Genomic DNA, 15,960 nt, shown 5'->3' with positions numbered 1-15,960 from the left:
GGTGCGACCGGCCTCGCAGGACGTGCGCACCGTCGTGTGCGCGGGCGCCGGCGTCATCGGCGGCGGATGGGCCGCCTACTTCCTCGCCAGGGGCTACCGGGTGGTCGCCTGGGACCCGGGCGCCGGCGCGGAGGAGAGGCTGCACCACCTCGTCGACGCCGCGTGGCCGGCGCTGAGCGAGCTCGGGCTGGCGGACGGCGCCGACCGGGCCTCCCTGGTCTTCGAGCCCGACCTGGGGAGGGCCTGCGTCCAGGCGGACTTCGTCCAGGAGAGCGCCCCGGAGGACCTCGCGCTCAAGCGCCGGCTGCTGGCCGACATCGACGCGGCGACGCCGGAGGACGTCGTGATCTCCTCGTCCACGTCGGGCTTCGGGATGTCGGAGATGCAGACCGAGTGCGCCCGCCCTGGCCGCACGGTGGTCGGGCACCCCTTCAACCCGCCGTACCTGATCCCGCTCGTGGAGGTCGCCGGCGGCACACGCACCGACCCCGAGGTGGTGGCGTGGGCCTCCGACTTCTTCCGGCTCGCGGGCAAGTCCGTGATCACGATGGACCGGGAGGTCCCCGGCTTCATCGCCAATCGCCTGCAGGAGGCGCTGTGGCGCGAGGCCCTGCACATGGTCGCGGCCGGCGAGGCGACGGTGGAGCAGATCGACCTCTCGATCACCGACGGCCCCGGCCTCCGGTGGCCCGTGCAGGGCCCCATGCTGACCTTCCACCTCGCAGGGGGACAGGGCGGGATGGCGCACATGCTCGACCACTTCGGCCCCTCGCTGCTGTCGCCCTGGACCCGGCTCCGGGCCGCCGAGCTCACCCCTGAGCTGCGCGACGCCGTGGTCGAGGGGTGTGACCGGGAGGCGGCCGGCCGGACGATCGACGACCTCGTGGCGGAGCGCGACCGCGGCGTGATCGCGGTGCTGCGCGCCCTGGGCCGCGCGTGACCACCAGCACCTGGCGCGAGTCGGTCCAAGCCGCCTGGATCGACTACAACGGCCACCTCTCCGAGGCCTACTACGTGCTGGTCTTCGGCCACGCCACCGATGCGGTCATGGACGCCGTGGGGCTGGGCCCGGACTACCGGTCCGCACACGACGCCTCGCTCTACACGGTCGAGGCGCACGTCCGCTACCTCGCGGAGGTGCCGGGCGGCAGCGACCTCGAGGTCCGCTCGTCGGTCATCGGCGTCACCGGCAAGCTGCTGTGGGTCTGGCACGAGCTGTGGGTGGCGGACCGGCTCCGCGCGACGGAGGAGGTGCTGGGGATCCACGTGCGGGGTGGCGCCCCGGCGCCGTTCCCGGACGACGTCGCCTCCCGCGCCCGGGAGGCATGCGTCGCCCCGCCGGGCGAGGCGAGCGGGCGGATCCGGCTGTCCCCGGGCGGCTGAGCCCCTCGGCCAACGGCAGGTCACGCCGGTCCGCCTCAGGTCGCCGGCCCCCCGGAGAGCACCGGTGCGCACGGGCTGCGTGGTCGCCGTGCGGTCCGTGCCGTGTCGCAGATGGTGGTGCTCAGGGGCCCAGTCGGTGGTCGAGCAGCTCGAGGACCGGCCAGGCACCATCGGACCAGTTCGAGATGACCGTGCAGGTCAAGGATGCCGAGGGCCGGTGCAGGCTGATCATCGACGCGCCTGCGTCGTGCCCGTCGAGCCAGACCGTGTCGTGGGCACCGGAGAGGTACAGGCCGAGGCCGTAGCGCATGGATCCCTCCGGCACCTCGCTGCGCGGCCGCACCATCTGGGCGAGTGACTCCGGGGAGACGATGCGTCCGGCGAAGAGTGCGTCCCAGAAGGCGCTGAGGTCCGCTGCGGTCGTGTAGATGCCGCCGTCGCCGTTGCCGCGCACAGGGAGATGGAACACGTTGGTCCGTGCACCGTCCACGGACAGGTAGCCCACGGCGGCGTGGCCGGGGAGCTCGTCGGAGCGCAGGAACGCGGTGGCGTCCATACCTGCAGGCTCACAGACCAGTGTGCGAACCAGCTCGTGGAACCCCACCCCGGTCGCGCGCTCGGCCAGGAGCGCGAGCACGACGTATCCACCGTTGTTGTAGGCGAACCGCTCGCCGGCTGCGAACACGGTCGCGTGACCGTCGAGCACCGGCAGGAACTGCTCGGTGGTCGCCAGCTCGTGCACCGGCACCGGCATCACGTAGTCACCGATGTCGTCGACGGCGTCCTCGTCGAGGTAGTCGCCGATCCCGGAACGATGCGCCAGCAGGTGCTCGACCGTCACGTCATCGGCGATGAGGGGCAGGTCCTCGCCGAGCAGCGAACGGGCGGTCGTCCCGAGCTTGAAGGCCTTCCGCTCGACCAGGCTCATCACGGCCATGGCGGTCATGGTCTTCGACCCGCTCGCGATCGCGAACATGGTGCCGACCGTGTTGGGGACCCCGTGAGCACGATCGGCGAGCCCATAGGCACTGGACAGCTCGATCACTCCCGAGCGGTCCACGTGGACCACGCCGGAGAACCCGGTGCGTTCCGCCTCTGCATCGACCGCGTCCTGGAGCGACTCCATCGGGCTCAACGTACCTCCCGCCGTCGGTGCTGGCACGGTGCGGCGGCGTCATGTATCTTGATGTCAAGAGATATCCGCCGACGGTGAATGAGGGCTGCCTTACTTCCGCCCCGTTGCCGCGCGGCGGCAAGATGGGTCGCGCGCGACACCACGAGCAACCACGAGGAGACGACTGATGGCGAGCCAGGACAGCTTCGGTGCCAAGGGCACCCTCGACGTGGGCGACACGTCGTACGAGATCTTCCGGCTCGACGCGGTCGAGGGCGACGGGCTCGACGTCGCGGGGCTGCCGTACAGCCTCAAGGTGCTGCTCGAGAACCTCCTGCGCACCGAGGACGGCGCCGACATCACCGCCGACGACATCCGCGCCATCGCCGGCTGGGACGCCGAGGCGGAGCCCAGCAAGGAGATCCAGTTCACGCCCGCCCGCGTGATCATGCAGGACTTCACCGGCGTCCCCTGCGTCGTCGACCTCGCCACCATGCGCGAGGCGATGGCCGACATCGGCGGCGACCCGTCGCGGATCAACCCGCTCGCGCCCGCCGAGCTGGTCATCGACCACTCCGTGATCGCCGACGTCTTCGGCACGCCCGAGGCGTTCGAGCGCAACGTCGAGATCGAGTACGAGCGCAACCGCGAGCGCTACCAGTTCCTCCGCTGGGGCCAGGGCGCCTTCGACGACTTCAAGGTCGTCCCGCCCGGCACCGGCATCGTGCACCAGGTCAACATCGAGCACCTCGCCCGGACCGTCTTCACCCGCGACGTCGACGGCACGCTGCAGGCCTACCCCGACACCTGCGTCGGCACCGACTCCCACACCACGATGGTCAACGGCATCGGCGTGGTGGGCTGGGGCGTGGGCGGCATCGAGGCCGAGGCCGCCATGCTCGGCCAGCCCGTCTCGATGCTCATCCCGCGCGTGGTGGGCTTCAAGCTCAACGGCGACCTGCCCGAGGGCGCCACCGCGACCGACCTGGTGCTCACCATCACCGAGATGCTGCGCAAGCACGGCGTGGTCGGCAAGTTCGTGGAGTTCTACGGCCCCGGCGTCTCGGTCCTGCCGCTGGCCAACCGCGCCACGATCGGCAACATGAGCCCGGAGTTCGGCTCCACCATCGCGGTGTTCCCGATCGACGAGCAGACCATCGACTACCTGCGCCTCACCGGCCGTGCCGACCAGCAGCTCGCGCTGGTCGAGGCCTACGCCAAGGAGCAGGGGCTCTGGCACGACCCCGACGCCGAGCCGCGCTACTCCGAGAGGCTCGAGCTCGACCTGGCCACCGTCGTGCCGTCCCTCGCCGGCCCGAAGCGCCCGCAGGACCGCGTTGCTCTCTCGGACGCCAAGGAGGCCTTCCGCACCGCGCTGGCCGACTACGTCAGCGACGACCAGGCGGGTGGCGACGACCGCAAGCCCGGCGTGCCGCAGAACACCCGGCCCTACGGCGTGGAGTCGAGGGTCGACGAGGCGTCGGCCGAGTCCTTCCCGTCCAGCGATGCCCCGGCCTCCAACGCGGGCGACGAGGGCGGCAACGGCGCCGGCGCCCCCGACGACTGGCACGACCACGCCGCCGCGGCCGCGGACGGCCGGCCCAGCAACACCGCCCGGGTCACCCTGGGCGACGGCACCGAGTTCGAGATCGACCACGGCGCCGTCACCATCGCGGCCATCACCTCCTGCACCAACACCTCCAACCCCTCGGTGATGATCGGCGCCGCGCTGGTCGCGAAGAAGGCGGTCGAGAAGGGCCTGCAGCGCAAGCCGTGGGTCAAGACCACGCTGGCGCCCGGCTCCAAGGTCGTGTCCGACTACTACGAGAAGTCCGGCCTCACGCCGTACCTCGACAAGCTGGGCTTCAACCTCGTCGGCTACGGCTGCACCACCTGCATCGGCAACTCCGGCCCGCTCATCCCCGAGGTGAGCCAGGCCGTGAACGACAACGACCTCGCCGTCGTGTCGGTGCTCTCGGGCAACCGCAACTTCGAGGGCCGGATCAACCCCGACATCAAGATGAACTACCTCGCCTCGCCGCCGCTCGTGGTGGCCTACGCGCTGGCGGGGTCGATGGACGTCGACCTGTTCAACGACCCCCTGGGCCAGGACACCGAGGGCAACGACGTCTTCATGCGCGACATCTGGCCCACCGCGACGGAGATCGAGGAGGTCGTCGCGCAGGCGATCACCTCCGACATGTTCGACGCCGGCTACCAGGACGTCTTCGCCGGCGACGAGCAGTGGCGATCGCTGCCGACGCCCGAGGGCACGACGTTCGAGTGGGACCCCGAGTCGACCTACGTGCGCAAGCCCCCGTACTTCGACGGCATGCCCGACGAGCCCGAGCCGGTCGCCGACATCGAGGGCGCCCGCGTGCTGCTCAAGCTGGGCGACTCCGTCACCACCGACCACATCAGCCCGGCGGGCGCCATCAAGAAGGACTCGCCGGCCGGTGCCTACCTCGCCGAGCACGGCGTCGAGCAGCGTGACTTCAACTCCTACGGCTCGCGCCGGGGCAACCACGAGGTCATGATCCGCGGCACCTTCGCCAACATCCGGCTGCGCAACCAGCTCGCTCCCGGCACCGAGGGCGGCTTCACGCGGGACTTCACCGCCGACGGTGAGGTGACCAGCGTCTTCGAGGCCTCCGGGCACTACGTCGCGGCCGGCACCCCGCTCGTCGTGCTGGCCGGCAAGGAGTACGGCTCCGGCTCCTCGCGCGACTGGGCGGCCAAGGGCACCGCACTGCTGGGCGTGAAGGCGGTCATCGCCGAGTCCTACGAGCGAATCCACCGCTCCAACCTGATCGGCATGGGCGTGCTGCCGCTGCAGTTCCCCGAGGGCGAGACCGCCGAGTCGCTCGGTCTGACCGGGGAGGAGACCTTCTCCGTCACCGGCGTCACCGAGCTCAACGAGGGACGCACCCCGAGGACGGTCCAGGTCACCGCGGGCGACGTCTCGTTCGACGCGGTGGTCCGCATCGACACCCCGGGCGAGGCCGGCTACTACCGCAACGGCGGCATCATGCAGTACGTCCTGCGCAGCCTGCGCCGGGCCTGACCCGCACCCCGCACCACCCCGTACGACGACGCGCCGCCCGGTGGACCGGGCGGCGCGTCGTGCGAGCGGTGCTACTTGACCTCCGACCGGCTCACCAGCCACAGGCCCACCAGCATCGGCAGGACCAGCCACAGGCCGGCGGTCACGGCCAGCTGGGCCGCCTCGTCGCCCGAGAGGCCGACCGTGTCGTAGAGCGAGGTCTGGTTGTACTGGAAGTCCACCCACTGCTGGACGTCGCGGTACCAGTCCTGGGTCGAGGCCAGCACGCCGGACAGCGTCGGCACGATGAACGCGTAGACGAAGTAGCCGACGATCGCGCCGGGGGAGTTGCGCACCAGCACGCCGAGCATGAAGCCCATCAGCTGCCCGAGCACCGAGGCGAGCACGATGAAGCCGAGGTTGGCCGCGGTGGCGTCCCACTGGGTCGGCACGCCGGCGAGCTGGGAGCCCACGACGTTGCCGAGCGCGCCGACCGCCAGCGCGACGGCCATCCCGGCGACCCCCACGCCGACAGCGGCGACGGCCTTGGCAGCGATGACGCGACCGCGGCTCGGCACCAGGGTGAAGGTCGTGAGGCCGGAGCGCTGGCTCCACTCGCCGGTGACCGACAGGACCGCGATGACCGGCAGCAGGATCGACATCGGGATGCCGATGGCACCGGCGAAGCTGCCGTACGCGATCTCCTCGTCCGGTGCGAAGAGCACGACCGCCGCGCTGGCGAGCACGGCCAGGATGCCGATGCTCATCAGGAGCCAGAATCCCGAGCGGGTGTCGAACATCTTGCGCAGCTCCACGCCCAGGATCCGACCGAACGGGATGGGCGGGTACGTCGTCCGGCGGGCGCCGGCCGTGGGGGTGCCGGACGTGGGGGTGCCGGACGCGGGGGTGCCGGACGTGGGGGTGATGGTCGTGGTGCTCATGCTGCTGCTCCTTCTCGTTGGGTCTCGGCGGTGAGCTCGAGGAACATCTCCTCCAGCCCCGCGCCCTCGGCGGCGCGCAGCTCGACCAGCGGGACGCCGGTCTCCAGGGCGATCCGCCCGACGACGTGGGGGTCCGACTCCACGCGCAGCAGGTCCGGTCCGGACGAGTGCGCGACCAGGCCGGCCGACGCGATGGCCTGCGCGAGCACGGCGGTGTCGGGCGTGCGGACCAGCGTCCCGGCGGTGGCGAGGAGCTCGGCCTTGGTGCCCTGGGCGACGATCCGCCCGTTGCCGATGACGATGAGGTCGTCGGCGATGACCTCGATCTCGTGCAGCAGGTGCGAGCTGAGCAGCACGGTGCCGCCCTGGTCGGCGTACCCGCGGAGCAGGTCGCGCATCCAGCGGATGCCGGCCGGGTCCAGGCCGTTGGCCGGCTCGTCCAGGATGAGGACGTGCGGGTCGCCGATGAGGGCGGTGGCGATGCCGAGGCGCTGGCGCATGCCGAGCGAGTAGTTGCGGACCCGTCGGCCGGCCTCGGTGGGCGTGAGGCTCACCAGGTCGAGCATCTCGTCCACCCGCCGTCCCGGGACGCCCATGGTGCGCGCCGCGATCGTGAGGATCTCGCGCCCGGTCCGGCCCGCGTGCTGGGCGGAGGCGTCGAGGAGCACGCCCACCTCCCGGCCGGGGTTGGGCAGGTCGGCGTAGCGCCGGCCGGCGACGGTCGCGTGTCCGGAGGTCGGCTTGGTGAGGCCGACCATGATGCGCATGGTGGTGGACTTGCCGGCGCCGTTCGGACCCAGGAAGCCGGTGACCCGGCCGGGCTCGGAGGCGAACGACACGTCGTCGAGGGCGGTGAAGCCGCCGTACTTCATGGTGAGCGAGTCGATGAGGATCATGTCGACCAGACTTCCGCGGCAGCCGGCGCGCGGACATCGGGTGCGACCCCGGCCTCACCGGAGTGGACCCCGAGGCGCCCTCAGGGTCGACCCGTATGGATGAATGGCCGGGTGACCGACGTCGTGGGGGTGCCGCTCGAGGTGGTCCTGGTGCTCGCGGTCGTCGTGGTCGTGGGAGCCTTCGTGCAGTCGGTGGTCGGCCTCGGCCTCGGTCTTCTCGGAGCGCCGGTGGTCGCGCTCCTCGAGCCCTCGCTCACCCCGACCCTGCTGCTGTGGCTGGCGGTGCCGCTGTCGCTGTTCGTGCTGGTGGCCGAGTGGCGGCACGTGAACTGGTGGGCGACCGCGTGGGCGCTCCCGGCCCGCCTGCCGGGGACCGTCCTCGGGGTGTGGCTCGTGGCCGCCTTCTCCGACCGGGCGCTCGGTGTGGTGGTCGCCCTGATGGTCCTGGCGGCCGTCGTGCTGGCCCACTGGGTGGTCGAGGTGCGACTGACGCCGGCGCGCCTGTTCCTCGCCGGGCTGGCCGCCGGCACGGCGGGGACGGCCACCTCGGTCGGCGGGCCGCCGATGGCGGTCCTGTTCAGCCACCGCCCGCCCCAGGAGACCCGGGCGACGCTGGCGGTGTTCTTCTTCGTCGGGACGCTGCTCTCCGTCGCCCTGTTCGCGGCCACGGGGGAGATGCCGGCTGCGTCCCTGTGGCTCGGCCTGCTCTTCCTGCCGCTCGTCGTCGGCGGCTTCGCCGTGGGGGCGGCGGTGCGCGGCCGCGTCCCGCGGGAGGGGTTCCGCCAGGTGGTGCTCGGCGTGTGCGCGGCGTCCGCGGCCGTGCTGCTGGTGCGCTCCCTGCTGTGAGGCTCAGGCGCTGATGCGGCAGGTCCGGGCGGCGACGTCGGTCGGCAGCACGGGTCCCCAGGTCGCCGACCCACGGATCGGCCACGAAGGCGTCGCCGAGCGCTGCGGGTCCACCACCTCGCCCGGCGTGCGGCAGGCAGCCCCGGCCCGACCGTGGCGGTCCTCTCGATACGTGCACGTCCAGCGGTCCCGAGGCGGAGCGGAGGAGGTGCCGCGGCATGGCCGAACTTCATCGAGTAACCAGACAAAGAGGCGACTCGGCACGTCTCCTAGGGTGAGCCCATGATCGTTGCCATCAGCATCAGTCCCTCCGGCGCCGACGACACCGGGGGCGTGTCGGCCTCGGTCGCCGAGGCCGTCCGGGTGATCCGCGAGTCCGGGCTGCCGTGCGAGACCAACTCCATGTTCACCAACATCGAGGGGGAGTGGGACGAGGTGATGGCCGTCGTCAAGGAGGCCGTGCTGACGGTCGCCGAGACCGCGCCGCGCGTCGGGCTGGTGCTCAAGGCCGACCTGCGTCGCGGCCACGACACCGGGCAGCTGGCCGCCAAGGTGCAACGGGTCGAGGACCGGCTGCGGTGACCGCCACGGCGGACGCGCGTCGCGCTGACTAGAACACCTGTTCGAGCGCCGGTATGCTCGGCCCATGCCCGCCCCCGTCGCCCCGCCCGGCTGGCCCGCGGCCGTCCGGCCTCCCGACGCCCCCGACTGGGAGCGCACGGCCGTCAACTGGCTCTTCGACATCTGCCCTCCCGACTACCGCCAGCACGCCGCCCTGCGTCGCCACGTCGTCGTGCTCGCCCGCTTCGCCGTGCTGCACGTCGAGGCGCAGCAGGCGGCCGTGCGCCGGGGGCTGAGCCAGTGCCGCGCCGACCTGCGTGAGGTCGCCGACCTCGACGTCGTGGAGGCCGCCGTGACGACGTTCCAGGCGGAGGAGGCGAGGCTGCTCGCCGTCCGCCGCGGGGTGGGCCTGGTGGAGGAGGCGCTGCGCGGCCGCCGGTTCGTCGCCCGCCTGTGATCCCGCACTTTCGGGGAGTGTCGGTGGCTCGTGAGAGTGTGTCGAGGCCGGCACGACACGCTTGCCGCGACCGGTAGCATGGCGAACGTTTGTTCGAACTCCTCCACGCCGACCCGTAGGACTCCAGTGGCCGACCAGCTGATCATCCGTGGCGCTCGCGAGCACAACCTCAAGGACGTCTCCCTCGACCTCCCGCGGGACTCCCTCATCGTCTTCACGGGCCTCTCGGGCTCCGGCAAGTCCAGCCTCGCGTTCGACACGATCTTCGCCGAGGGCCAGCGGCGCTACGTCGAGTCGCTCTCGGCCTACGCCCGCCAGTTCCTCGGTCAGATGGACAAGCCCGACGTCGACTTCATCGAGGGCCTCTCGCCCGCGGTCTCCATCGACCAGAAGTCCACGTCGAAGAACCCCCGGTCCACCGTGGGCACCATCACCGAGGTCTACGACTACCTCCGGCTGCTCTACGCCCGCGCCGGCCGCCCGCACTGCCCGACCTGCGGTGCGCCGATCGAGCGGCAGACGCCCCAGCAGATCGTCGACCGCGTGCTCGGCCTCGAGGAGGGCCGGCGCTTCCAGGTGCTCGCGCCGGTCATCCGCGGCCGCAAGGGCGAGTACGTCGAGCTGTTCAAGGAGCTGCAGACCCAGGGCTTCTCCCGCGCCCGCATCGACGGCGAGACGCACTCCCTCGACGACGCCCCCAAGCTCGACAAGCAGAAGAAGCACACGATCGAGGTCGTGGTCGACCGGCTCTCGGTCAAGCAGTCGTCCAAGCGCCGGCTCACCGACTCGGTGGAGACCGCCCTCACCCTCGCCAGCGGGCTGGTGCTCCTCGACTTCGTCGACCTCCCCGACAAGGACCCCGAGCGCGAGATGCGCTTCTCGGAGAAGATGGCGTGCCCCAACGAGCACCCCATCGACACCGACGAGCTGGAGCCGCGCTCGTTCTCGTTCAACTCCCCGTTCGGCGCCTGCCCGGCCTGCCACGGCCTGGGCACCCGCATGGAGGTCGATCCCGAGCTCGTCGTGCCCGACCCGACGGCCACCCTCGGCGCGGGCGCGATCGCGCCCTGGAGCGGTGCCCACGTCGCCGACTACTTCCTGCGGCTGATGCACGCCCTGGGCGAGGAGCTCGGCTTCGACCTGAACACCCCGTGGGAGCGGCTCGGCACCCGCGCCCAGAAGTCGATCCTCGACGGCCACGCCACCAAGGTGCACGTGGTCACCACCAACCGCTACGGCCGCCAGCGCGCCTACTACGCCGCCTTCGAGGGCGTGCGCCCCTACATCGAGCGCCGGCACCGCGAGGCGGAGAGCGACACGAGCCGCGAGCGCTTCGAGGGCTTCATGCGCGAGGTCCCCTGCCCGACCTGCGACGGCAGCCGGCTCAAGCCGGTCTCCATGTCGGTGACGCTGGGTGGCAGGTCGATCGCGGCAGTCTGCCGCATGCCGATCAGCGAGTCCGCCGACTTCCTGCGCAGCCTCGAGCTCAGCCAGCGCGAGAAGCAGATCGCCGAGCGGGTGCTCAAGGAGATCCTCGAGCGCCTCAACTTCCTCCTCGACGTCGGGCTCGACTACCTCTCGCTCGACCGGCCGTCCGGCTCCCTGTCGGGCGGCGAGGCCCAGCGCATCCGGCTCGCGACCCAGATCGGGGCCGGCCTGGTCGGCGTCCTCTACGTCCTCGACGAGCCCTCCATCGGTCTCCACCAACGCGACAACCAGCGCCTGATCGAGACCCTGGTCCGCCTCAAGGACCTCGGCAACACCCTGATCGTCGTCGAGCACGACGAGGACACCATCCGGATGGCCGACTGGGTCGTCGACATCGGGCCGGGTGCCGGCGAGCACGGCGGGCAGGTCGTGCACAGCGGGCAGGTCGCCGACCTGTTGACGCACCCCGACTCGATGACCGGCCAGTACCTCTCCGGCCGCCGCGAGATCCCGGTCCCGGAGGTGCGCCGTCCCCGCACCCAGGGGCGCGAGCTCCGGGTGCACGGCGCCCGCGAGCACAACCTGCAGAACGTCGACGTCTCCTTCCCGCTGGGGCTGTTCGTGGCGGTCACCGGCGTGTCGGGGTCGGGCAAGTCCACCCTGGTCAACGACATCCTCTACACCTCGCTGGCCAAGCAGATCTACAACGCCCGCACCGTCCCCGGGCGCCACCAGAAGATCACCGGCCTCGACCACGTCGACAAGGTCATCCACGTCGACCAGTCGCCCATCGGCCGGACGCCGCGGTCCAACCCGGCCACCTACACCGGCGTGTTCGACCACATCCGCAAGCTGTTCGCCTCGACCCCCGAGGCCAAGATGCGCGGCTACATGCAGGGCCGCTTCTCGTTCAACGTCAAGGGCGGGCGCTGCGAGGCCTGCTCGGGCGACGGCACGATCAAGATCGAGATGAACTTCCTGCCCGACGTCTACGTGCCGTGCGAGGTGTGCCACGGCGCCCGCTACAACCGCGAGACGCTCGAGGTCCACTACAAGGGCAAGACGATCGCCGAGGTCCTCGACATGCCGATCGAGGAGGCCGCGGAGTTCTTCGCCGCCGTCCCCGCGATCGCCCGCCACATGAAGACCCTCGGCGAGGTCGGTCTCGGCTACGTCCGGCTCGGCCAGCCGGCCACCACGCTGTCGGGTGGTGAGGCGCAGCGCGTCAAGCTCTCCACGGAGCTGCAGAAGCGCTCGACCGGCCGCACCGTCTACGTCCTCGACGAGCCGACCACGGGCCTGCACTTCGAGGACATCCGCAAGCTGCTGCTGGTCCTCGGCAAGCTCGTCGACCAGGGCAACTCCGTGATGGTGATCGAGCACAACCTCGACGTCATCAAGACCGCCGACTGGCTCATCGACATGGGGCCGGAGGGCGGCTCGCGCGGCGGGTACGTCGTCGCCGAGGGGACGCCCGAGGAGATCGCCGTCCACCCGGACAGCCACACCGGCACCTTCCTCAAGCCGCTGCTCGAGGGCCGGCACGCCACCCAGCCGGGCCGTCCCAAGAAGGCGCCCGCGCCGAGCGGCCCGACCACCAAGGCGGGCAGGAAGGCCGCGGCGGCCAAGGCGAAGGCGAAGGTCGCGGAGCCCGCGGGCGGGTCGGCCGCCCGCGCGCCGGCGGCGAGGGCCACATCGACCCGGTCGGCCGCCACCAGGTAGGCAGGATGCGTCCGCACCCCGTCGGTCGCGCGCCGGCCCGGCGAGGTGCGGCTGGCTAGGGTGACGCTCACCAGCCCGACCGGTGACCCCACGAAAGAAGGACCACGCCTTGGCCACAGGACTCAACCGTCGTACCGCTCTCTCCGCCGCCGCCGCCGTCGCAGGGGTCGGGGCGCCGCTGCTCGCCGGCTGCGGCTCCGACGACTCGACCGCCACGGACGCCGGCTCGAGCGCTCCCTCGTCGTCGGCTCCCGCCGAGACGCCGGCCGCCGGGGGCGCGGAGAGCACCGGGGGAGACGTGTTCGCGAAGACCGCCGACGTCCCGGTGGGTGGCTGCGCGGTCTACTCCGACGCCAAGGTCGTGGTCACCCAGCCGACCGAGGGCGACTTCAGGTGCTTCAGCGCCGTCTGCACCCATCAGGGCTGCCTGGTCTCCTCGGGCTCGGAGGGCGTCATCCCCTGCAACTGCCACAGCAGCCAGTTCTCCCTCGAGGACGGCGCACCTCAGGCCGGTCCCGCCAGCGCCCCACTCGAGGCCGTCGAGATCGTCGTCGACGGTGACGACATCGCCCTGGCCTGACCCGGGGGACGGCTCGTGTGCCGCACCTCACCCGAGGCCGGGCCGGAGCGTCGGTGGCTGCCCGTAGGGTTGTCGCATGGCTTCACCCGCGTCGTATCGCCCGGCACCCGGGTCGATCCCGACGCAGCCGGGGGTCTACCGCTTCCGTGACGCCCGGGGCCGCGTCATCTACGTCGGCAAGGCCAAGAACCTGCGGGCCCGGCTGTCGTCGTACTTCCAGGACATCGGCAACCTGCACTCCCGCACCGCCTCGATGGTCACCACCGGCGCGAGCGTCGAGTGGACCGTCGTCAACACCGAGGTGGAGGCGCTCCAGCTGGAGTACAGCTGGATCAAGGAGTTCGACCCGCGCTTCAACGTCAAGTACCGCGACGACAAGTCCTACCCCTGGCTCGCCGTCACCGTGGGGGAGGAGTTCCCCCGCGTGATGGTGGGGCGCGGCGCCAAGCGCAAGGGCACCCGCTACTTCGGGCCCTACAGCCACGCCTGGGCCATCCGGGAGACGGTCGACGCGCTGCTGCGGGTCTTCCCGATGCGCTCGTGCAGCAACGGCGTCTTCAAGCGGTCCGCCCAGATCGGCCGGCCGTGCCTCCTGGGCTACATCGACAAGTGCGCGGCGCCCTGTGTCGGCAACGTCAGCGCCGACCAGCACCGCGCCATCGTCGACGACTTCTGCGACTTCATGGCCGGCAACACCACCGGCTTCGTCCGGCGCATCGAGCGCGAGATGTACGCCGCCTCCGAGGCGCTGGACTTCGAGAAGGCCGCCCGGCTGCGTGACGACCTCGGCGCGCTCAACCGGGCGCTGGAGAAGCAGGCGGTCGTGCTCGGCGACGGCACCGACGCCGACGTCATCGCGCTGGCCGAGGACCCGCTCGAGGTGGCCGTGCAGATCTTCTACGTCCGCGGGGGCCGCATCCGCGGCCAGCGGGGCTGGGTGGCCGACCGGGCCGACGACGGCGACACCGCCGCGCTCGTCGAGGACTTCCTCCTCCAGCTCTACGGCGGCGACTCCGAGTCGATCCCGCGGGAGGTGCTCGTGCCGGCGCTGCCGACCGATCACGCGACGATGGAGGAGCTGCTCAGCGGCCTGCGGGGCAGCCGGGTGGCGATCCGGGTGCCGCAGCGCGGCGACAAGAAGACGCTGCAGGAGACCGTCGCCCGCAACGCCGGCCAGGCGCTGGTGCTGCACAAGACCCGCCGTGCCAGCGACCTCACCACCCGCAACCGCGCCCTCGAGGAGATCCAGCAGGCTCTCTCGCTCGACGAGGTGCCGCTGCGCATCGAGTGCTACGACGTCTCCAACCTGCAGGGCACCGAGGTCGTCGCCTCGATGGTGGTCTTCGAGGACGGCCTGGCGCGCAAGGGCGAGTACCGCCGCTTCGTCATCAAGGGCGTCGACGGCCAGAACGACGTCGCCTCCATGCACGAGGTGATCACCCGGCGCTTCCGCCGGCTGCTCGACGAGCAGGCCCGCTCGGTCGATGCCCAAGCGGCTCCGCGGGCGGTGCAGGACGACCCGACGGCTCCGCACGCCCAGCCGGAGGATCCCTCCGCCCCCATGCTCGTCGACCCCGACACCGGCCGTCCGCGCAAGTTCGCCTACGCGCCGGGGCTCGTGGTGGTCGACGGCGGCCCGCCGCAGGTGGCGGCCGCGCAGCAGGCGCTCGCCGAGCTCGGCATCAACGACATCCCGGTCTGCGGGCTGGCCAAGCGCCTCGAGGAGGTGTGGCTGCCCGGCGAGGAGGACCCCGTGATCTTCGCCCGCACCAGCGAGGGCCTCTACCTGCTCCAGCGGGTGCGCGACGAGGCGCACCGGTTCGCCATCACCCACCACCGCAGCCGGCGCTCGAAGTCCATGGTCGAGAGCGTCCTGGACGACGTGCCCGGCCTCGGCGAGGTGCGCCGCAGGACCCTGCTCAAGCACTTCGGGTCCCTGAGGAAGCTGCGCGCCGCGGAGCCCGAGGAGATCGCGATGGTGCCCGGCATCGGGCCCAGCACCTCGCGGGCCATCAAGGAGGCCCTCGCCACCGCCGACGCCGCGCGCACCACCGCACCCACCCAGCCGCTGCGGGTCAACACCGCCACCGGCGAGATCGAGGAGGACTGATGTCCGAGACCGCCGTCCCGCAGCCCGGTGAGCTGGTGGTCGTCACCGGGATGACCGGTGCCGGGCGCAGCACCGCCGCCAAGGAGCTCGAGGACCTCGGCTTCTTCGTCGTCGACAACCTCCCGCCGGCGCTGGTGCGCGACGTCGTACGCCTCGTCGACGACAGCCGCGGCGTGAGCCAGCCCATCGCCGTGGTCACCGACGTGCGCTCGGGGTCCTTCTTCGAGGCCCTGCACGCCAACCGGCAGCAGCAGGTCCACGGCCGGCCGGCCACCCTGGTGTTCCTCGAGGCCAGCGACGACGTGCTCGTGCGCCGGCAGGAGGCCGTGCGCCGGCCGCACCCCCTCCAGGGCACCGGCCGGCTGGTCGACGGCCTCGCCCGCGAGCGCAAGGTCATGGCCAGCGTCCGCGGCGACGCCGACCTCGTCATCGACACGACCAACCTCAACGTGCACCAGCTCACCCGCCGGATCGCCGAGCGCTTCGGCTCCGCGCAGGCCATGCGGCTCAAGGTCACGGTGATCAGCTTCGGCTTCAAGTACGGCATCCCCGTCGACGCCGACTTCGTGGGCGACATGCGGTTCCTCCCCAACCCGCACTGGGTGCCCGAGCTGCGCCCGCACGACGGCCGCGACGAGGACGTCTCGTCCTACGTCATGAGGCAGCCGGGTGCCACCGAGTTCCTCGACGGCTACCTCCCGGTGCTCGAGATCGCCGCCCGCGGCTACCTCAACGAGGGCAAGCGGTTCATGACCATCGGCATCGGCTGCACCGGCGGCAAGCACCGCAGCGTGGCGATGAGCGAGGAGGTCGCCCGGCGGCTGCGGGAGCGCGGGCACGACACGCGCGCGGTCCACCGCGACCTCGGTCGGGAGTGAG

The 15,960-nt window shown here is 71.7% G+C and carries 13 protein-coding genes; 10 read left to right on the top strand and 3 right to left on the bottom strand.

Annotated features, from left to right (window positions below):
* Nucleotide 1 precedes the first annotated feature (1 nt).
* Both QZX64_RS13980 and QZX64_RS13975 read left to right on the top strand, forming a co-directional pair.
* Nucleotides 2-940 (top strand): 3-hydroxyacyl-CoA dehydrogenase NAD-binding domain-containing protein, encoded by a 939-nt coding sequence (locus QZX64_RS13980; RefSeq protein WP_295660977.1) that lies wholly within the window; start codon nt 2-4, stop codon nt 938-940.
* Nucleotides 937-1,383 (top strand): thioesterase family protein, encoded by a 447-nt coding sequence (locus QZX64_RS13975; RefSeq protein WP_295660975.1) that lies wholly within the window; start codon nt 937-939, stop codon nt 1,381-1,383. Before QZX64_RS13980 ends, QZX64_RS13975 begins: the two co-directional genes overlap by 4 nt.
* Nucleotides 1,384-1,504: 121 nt before the next feature.
* Here QZX64_RS13975 and QZX64_RS13970 read toward each other — a convergent pair whose 3' ends face one another.
* On the bottom strand, nt 1,505-2,509 hold the full coding sequence (locus tag QZX64_RS13970; protein WP_295660974.1) for a serine hydrolase: 1,005 nt from the start codon (nt 2,507-2,509) through the stop codon (nt 1,505-1,507).
* 175 nt (nt 2,510-2,684) lie between these two features.
* Here QZX64_RS13970 and QZX64_RS13965 point away from each other — a divergent pair, with 175 nt between their 5' ends.
* On the top strand, nt 2,685-5,561 hold the full coding sequence (locus tag QZX64_RS13965; RefSeq protein WP_295660972.1) for an aconitate hydratase: 2,877 nt from the start codon (nt 2,685-2,687) through the stop codon (nt 5,559-5,561).
* A gap of 71 nt (nt 5,562-5,632) precedes the next feature.
* Here QZX64_RS13965 and QZX64_RS13960 read toward each other — a convergent pair whose 3' ends face one another.
* Together QZX64_RS13960 and QZX64_RS13955 are read right to left on the bottom strand one after the other, a co-directional pair.
* The gene (locus QZX64_RS13960) at nt 5,633-6,481 is read right to left on the bottom strand and encodes an ABC transporter permease subunit (protein WP_295660970.1); all 849 of its coding nucleotides are present in this window, start codon (nt 6,479-6,481) and stop codon (nt 5,633-5,635) included.
* The gene (locus tag QZX64_RS13955) at nt 6,478-7,377 is read right to left on the bottom strand and encodes an ABC transporter ATP-binding protein (protein ID WP_295660968.1); all 900 of its coding nucleotides are present in this window, start codon (nt 7,375-7,377) and stop codon (nt 6,478-6,480) included. Before QZX64_RS13955 ends, QZX64_RS13960 begins: the two co-directional genes overlap by 4 nt.
* Nucleotides 7,378-7,488: 111 nt before the next feature.
* Between QZX64_RS13955 and QZX64_RS13950 the strand changes: the two genes are divergently transcribed.
* The 7 genes from QZX64_RS13950 (at nt 7,489) to rapZ (ending at nt 15,959) form a co-directional block, all read left to right on the top strand.
* On the top strand, nt 7,489-8,223 hold the full coding sequence (locus QZX64_RS13950; protein WP_295660966.1) for a sulfite exporter TauE/SafE family protein: 735 nt from the start codon (nt 7,489-7,491) through the stop codon (nt 8,221-8,223).
* Nucleotides 8,224-8,505: 282 nt separating this feature from the next.
* Nucleotides 8,506-8,805 carry an MTH1187 family thiamine-binding protein gene (locus tag QZX64_RS13945; protein WP_295660965.1) on the top strand — a complete coding sequence of 100 codons (300 nt, stop codon included), beginning with the start codon at nt 8,506-8,508 and terminating at the stop codon, nt 8,803-8,805.
* Nucleotides 8,806-8,869: 64 nt separating this feature from the next.
* A complete protein-coding gene (locus tag QZX64_RS13940; protein ID WP_295660963.1) occupies nt 8,870-9,241 on the top strand; it encodes a hypothetical protein in 372 nt (123 codons plus the stop codon).
* Nucleotides 9,242-9,367: 126 nt separating this feature from the next.
* A complete protein-coding gene (gene uvrA / locus QZX64_RS13935) occupies nt 9,368-12,391 on the top strand; it encodes an excinuclease ABC subunit UvrA (RefSeq protein WP_295660961.1) in 3,024 nt (1,007 codons plus the stop codon).
* A 109-nt stretch (nt 12,392-12,500) separates the two neighbouring features.
* Nucleotides 12,501-12,971, top strand: a complete 471-nt coding sequence (locus QZX64_RS13930) for a Rieske (2Fe-2S) protein (protein WP_295660960.1) — start codon at nt 12,501-12,503, stop codon at nt 12,969-12,971.
* A 76-nt stretch (nt 12,972-13,047) separates the two neighbouring features.
* Nucleotides 13,048-15,081, top strand: coding sequence for an excinuclease ABC subunit UvrC (uvrC, locus tag QZX64_RS13925; RefSeq protein ID WP_295660958.1), 2,034 nt, complete (start codon nt 13,048-13,050; stop codon nt 15,079-15,081).
* A complete protein-coding gene (rapZ, locus tag QZX64_RS13920) occupies nt 15,081-15,959 on the top strand; it encodes an RNase adapter RapZ (protein WP_295660956.1) in 879 nt (292 codons plus the stop codon). Before uvrC ends, rapZ begins: the two co-directional genes overlap by 1 nt.
* Nucleotide 15,960: the final 1 nt, after the last annotated feature.

Origin of the sequence: uncultured Nocardioides sp. (assembly GCF_902805925.1) — a bacterium.
Classification (GTDB): Bacteria; Actinomycetota; Actinomycetes; order Propionibacteriales; family Nocardioidaceae; genus Nocardioides.
Note: the sequence above shows the minus strand (reverse complement) of the source record. Positions and strands in the feature narration are given on the sequence as shown.

Coding starts and splice junctions, on each gene's coding strand:
- uvrC (WP_295660958.1), top strand. CDS start 13,048: ATGGCTTCACCCGCGTCGTATCGCCCGGCACCCGGGTCGATCCCGACG.
- rapZ (WP_295660956.1), top strand. CDS start 15,081: ATGTCCGAGACCGCCGTCCCGCAGCCCGGTGAGCTGGTGGTCGTCACC.
- QZX64_RS13940 (WP_295660963.1), top strand. CDS start 8,870: ATGCCCGCCCCCGTCGCCCCGCCCGGCTGGCCCGCGGCCGTCCGGCCT.
- QZX64_RS13945 (WP_295660965.1), top strand. CDS start 8,506: ATGATCGTTGCCATCAGCATCAGTCCCTCCGGCGCCGACGACACCGGG.
- QZX64_RS13970 (WP_295660974.1), bottom strand. CDS start 2,509: ATGGAGTCGCTCCAGGACGCGGTCGATGCAGAGGCGGAACGCACCGGG.
- QZX64_RS13955 (WP_295660968.1), bottom strand. CDS start 7,377: ATGATCCTCATCGACTCGCTCACCATGAAGTACGGCGGCTTCACCGCC.
- QZX64_RS13960 (WP_295660970.1), bottom strand. CDS start 6,481: ATGAGCACCACGACCATCACCCCCACGTCCGGCACCCCCGCGTCCGGC.
- QZX64_RS13965 (WP_295660972.1), top strand. CDS start 2,685: ATGGCGAGCCAGGACAGCTTCGGTGCCAAGGGCACCCTCGACGTGGGC.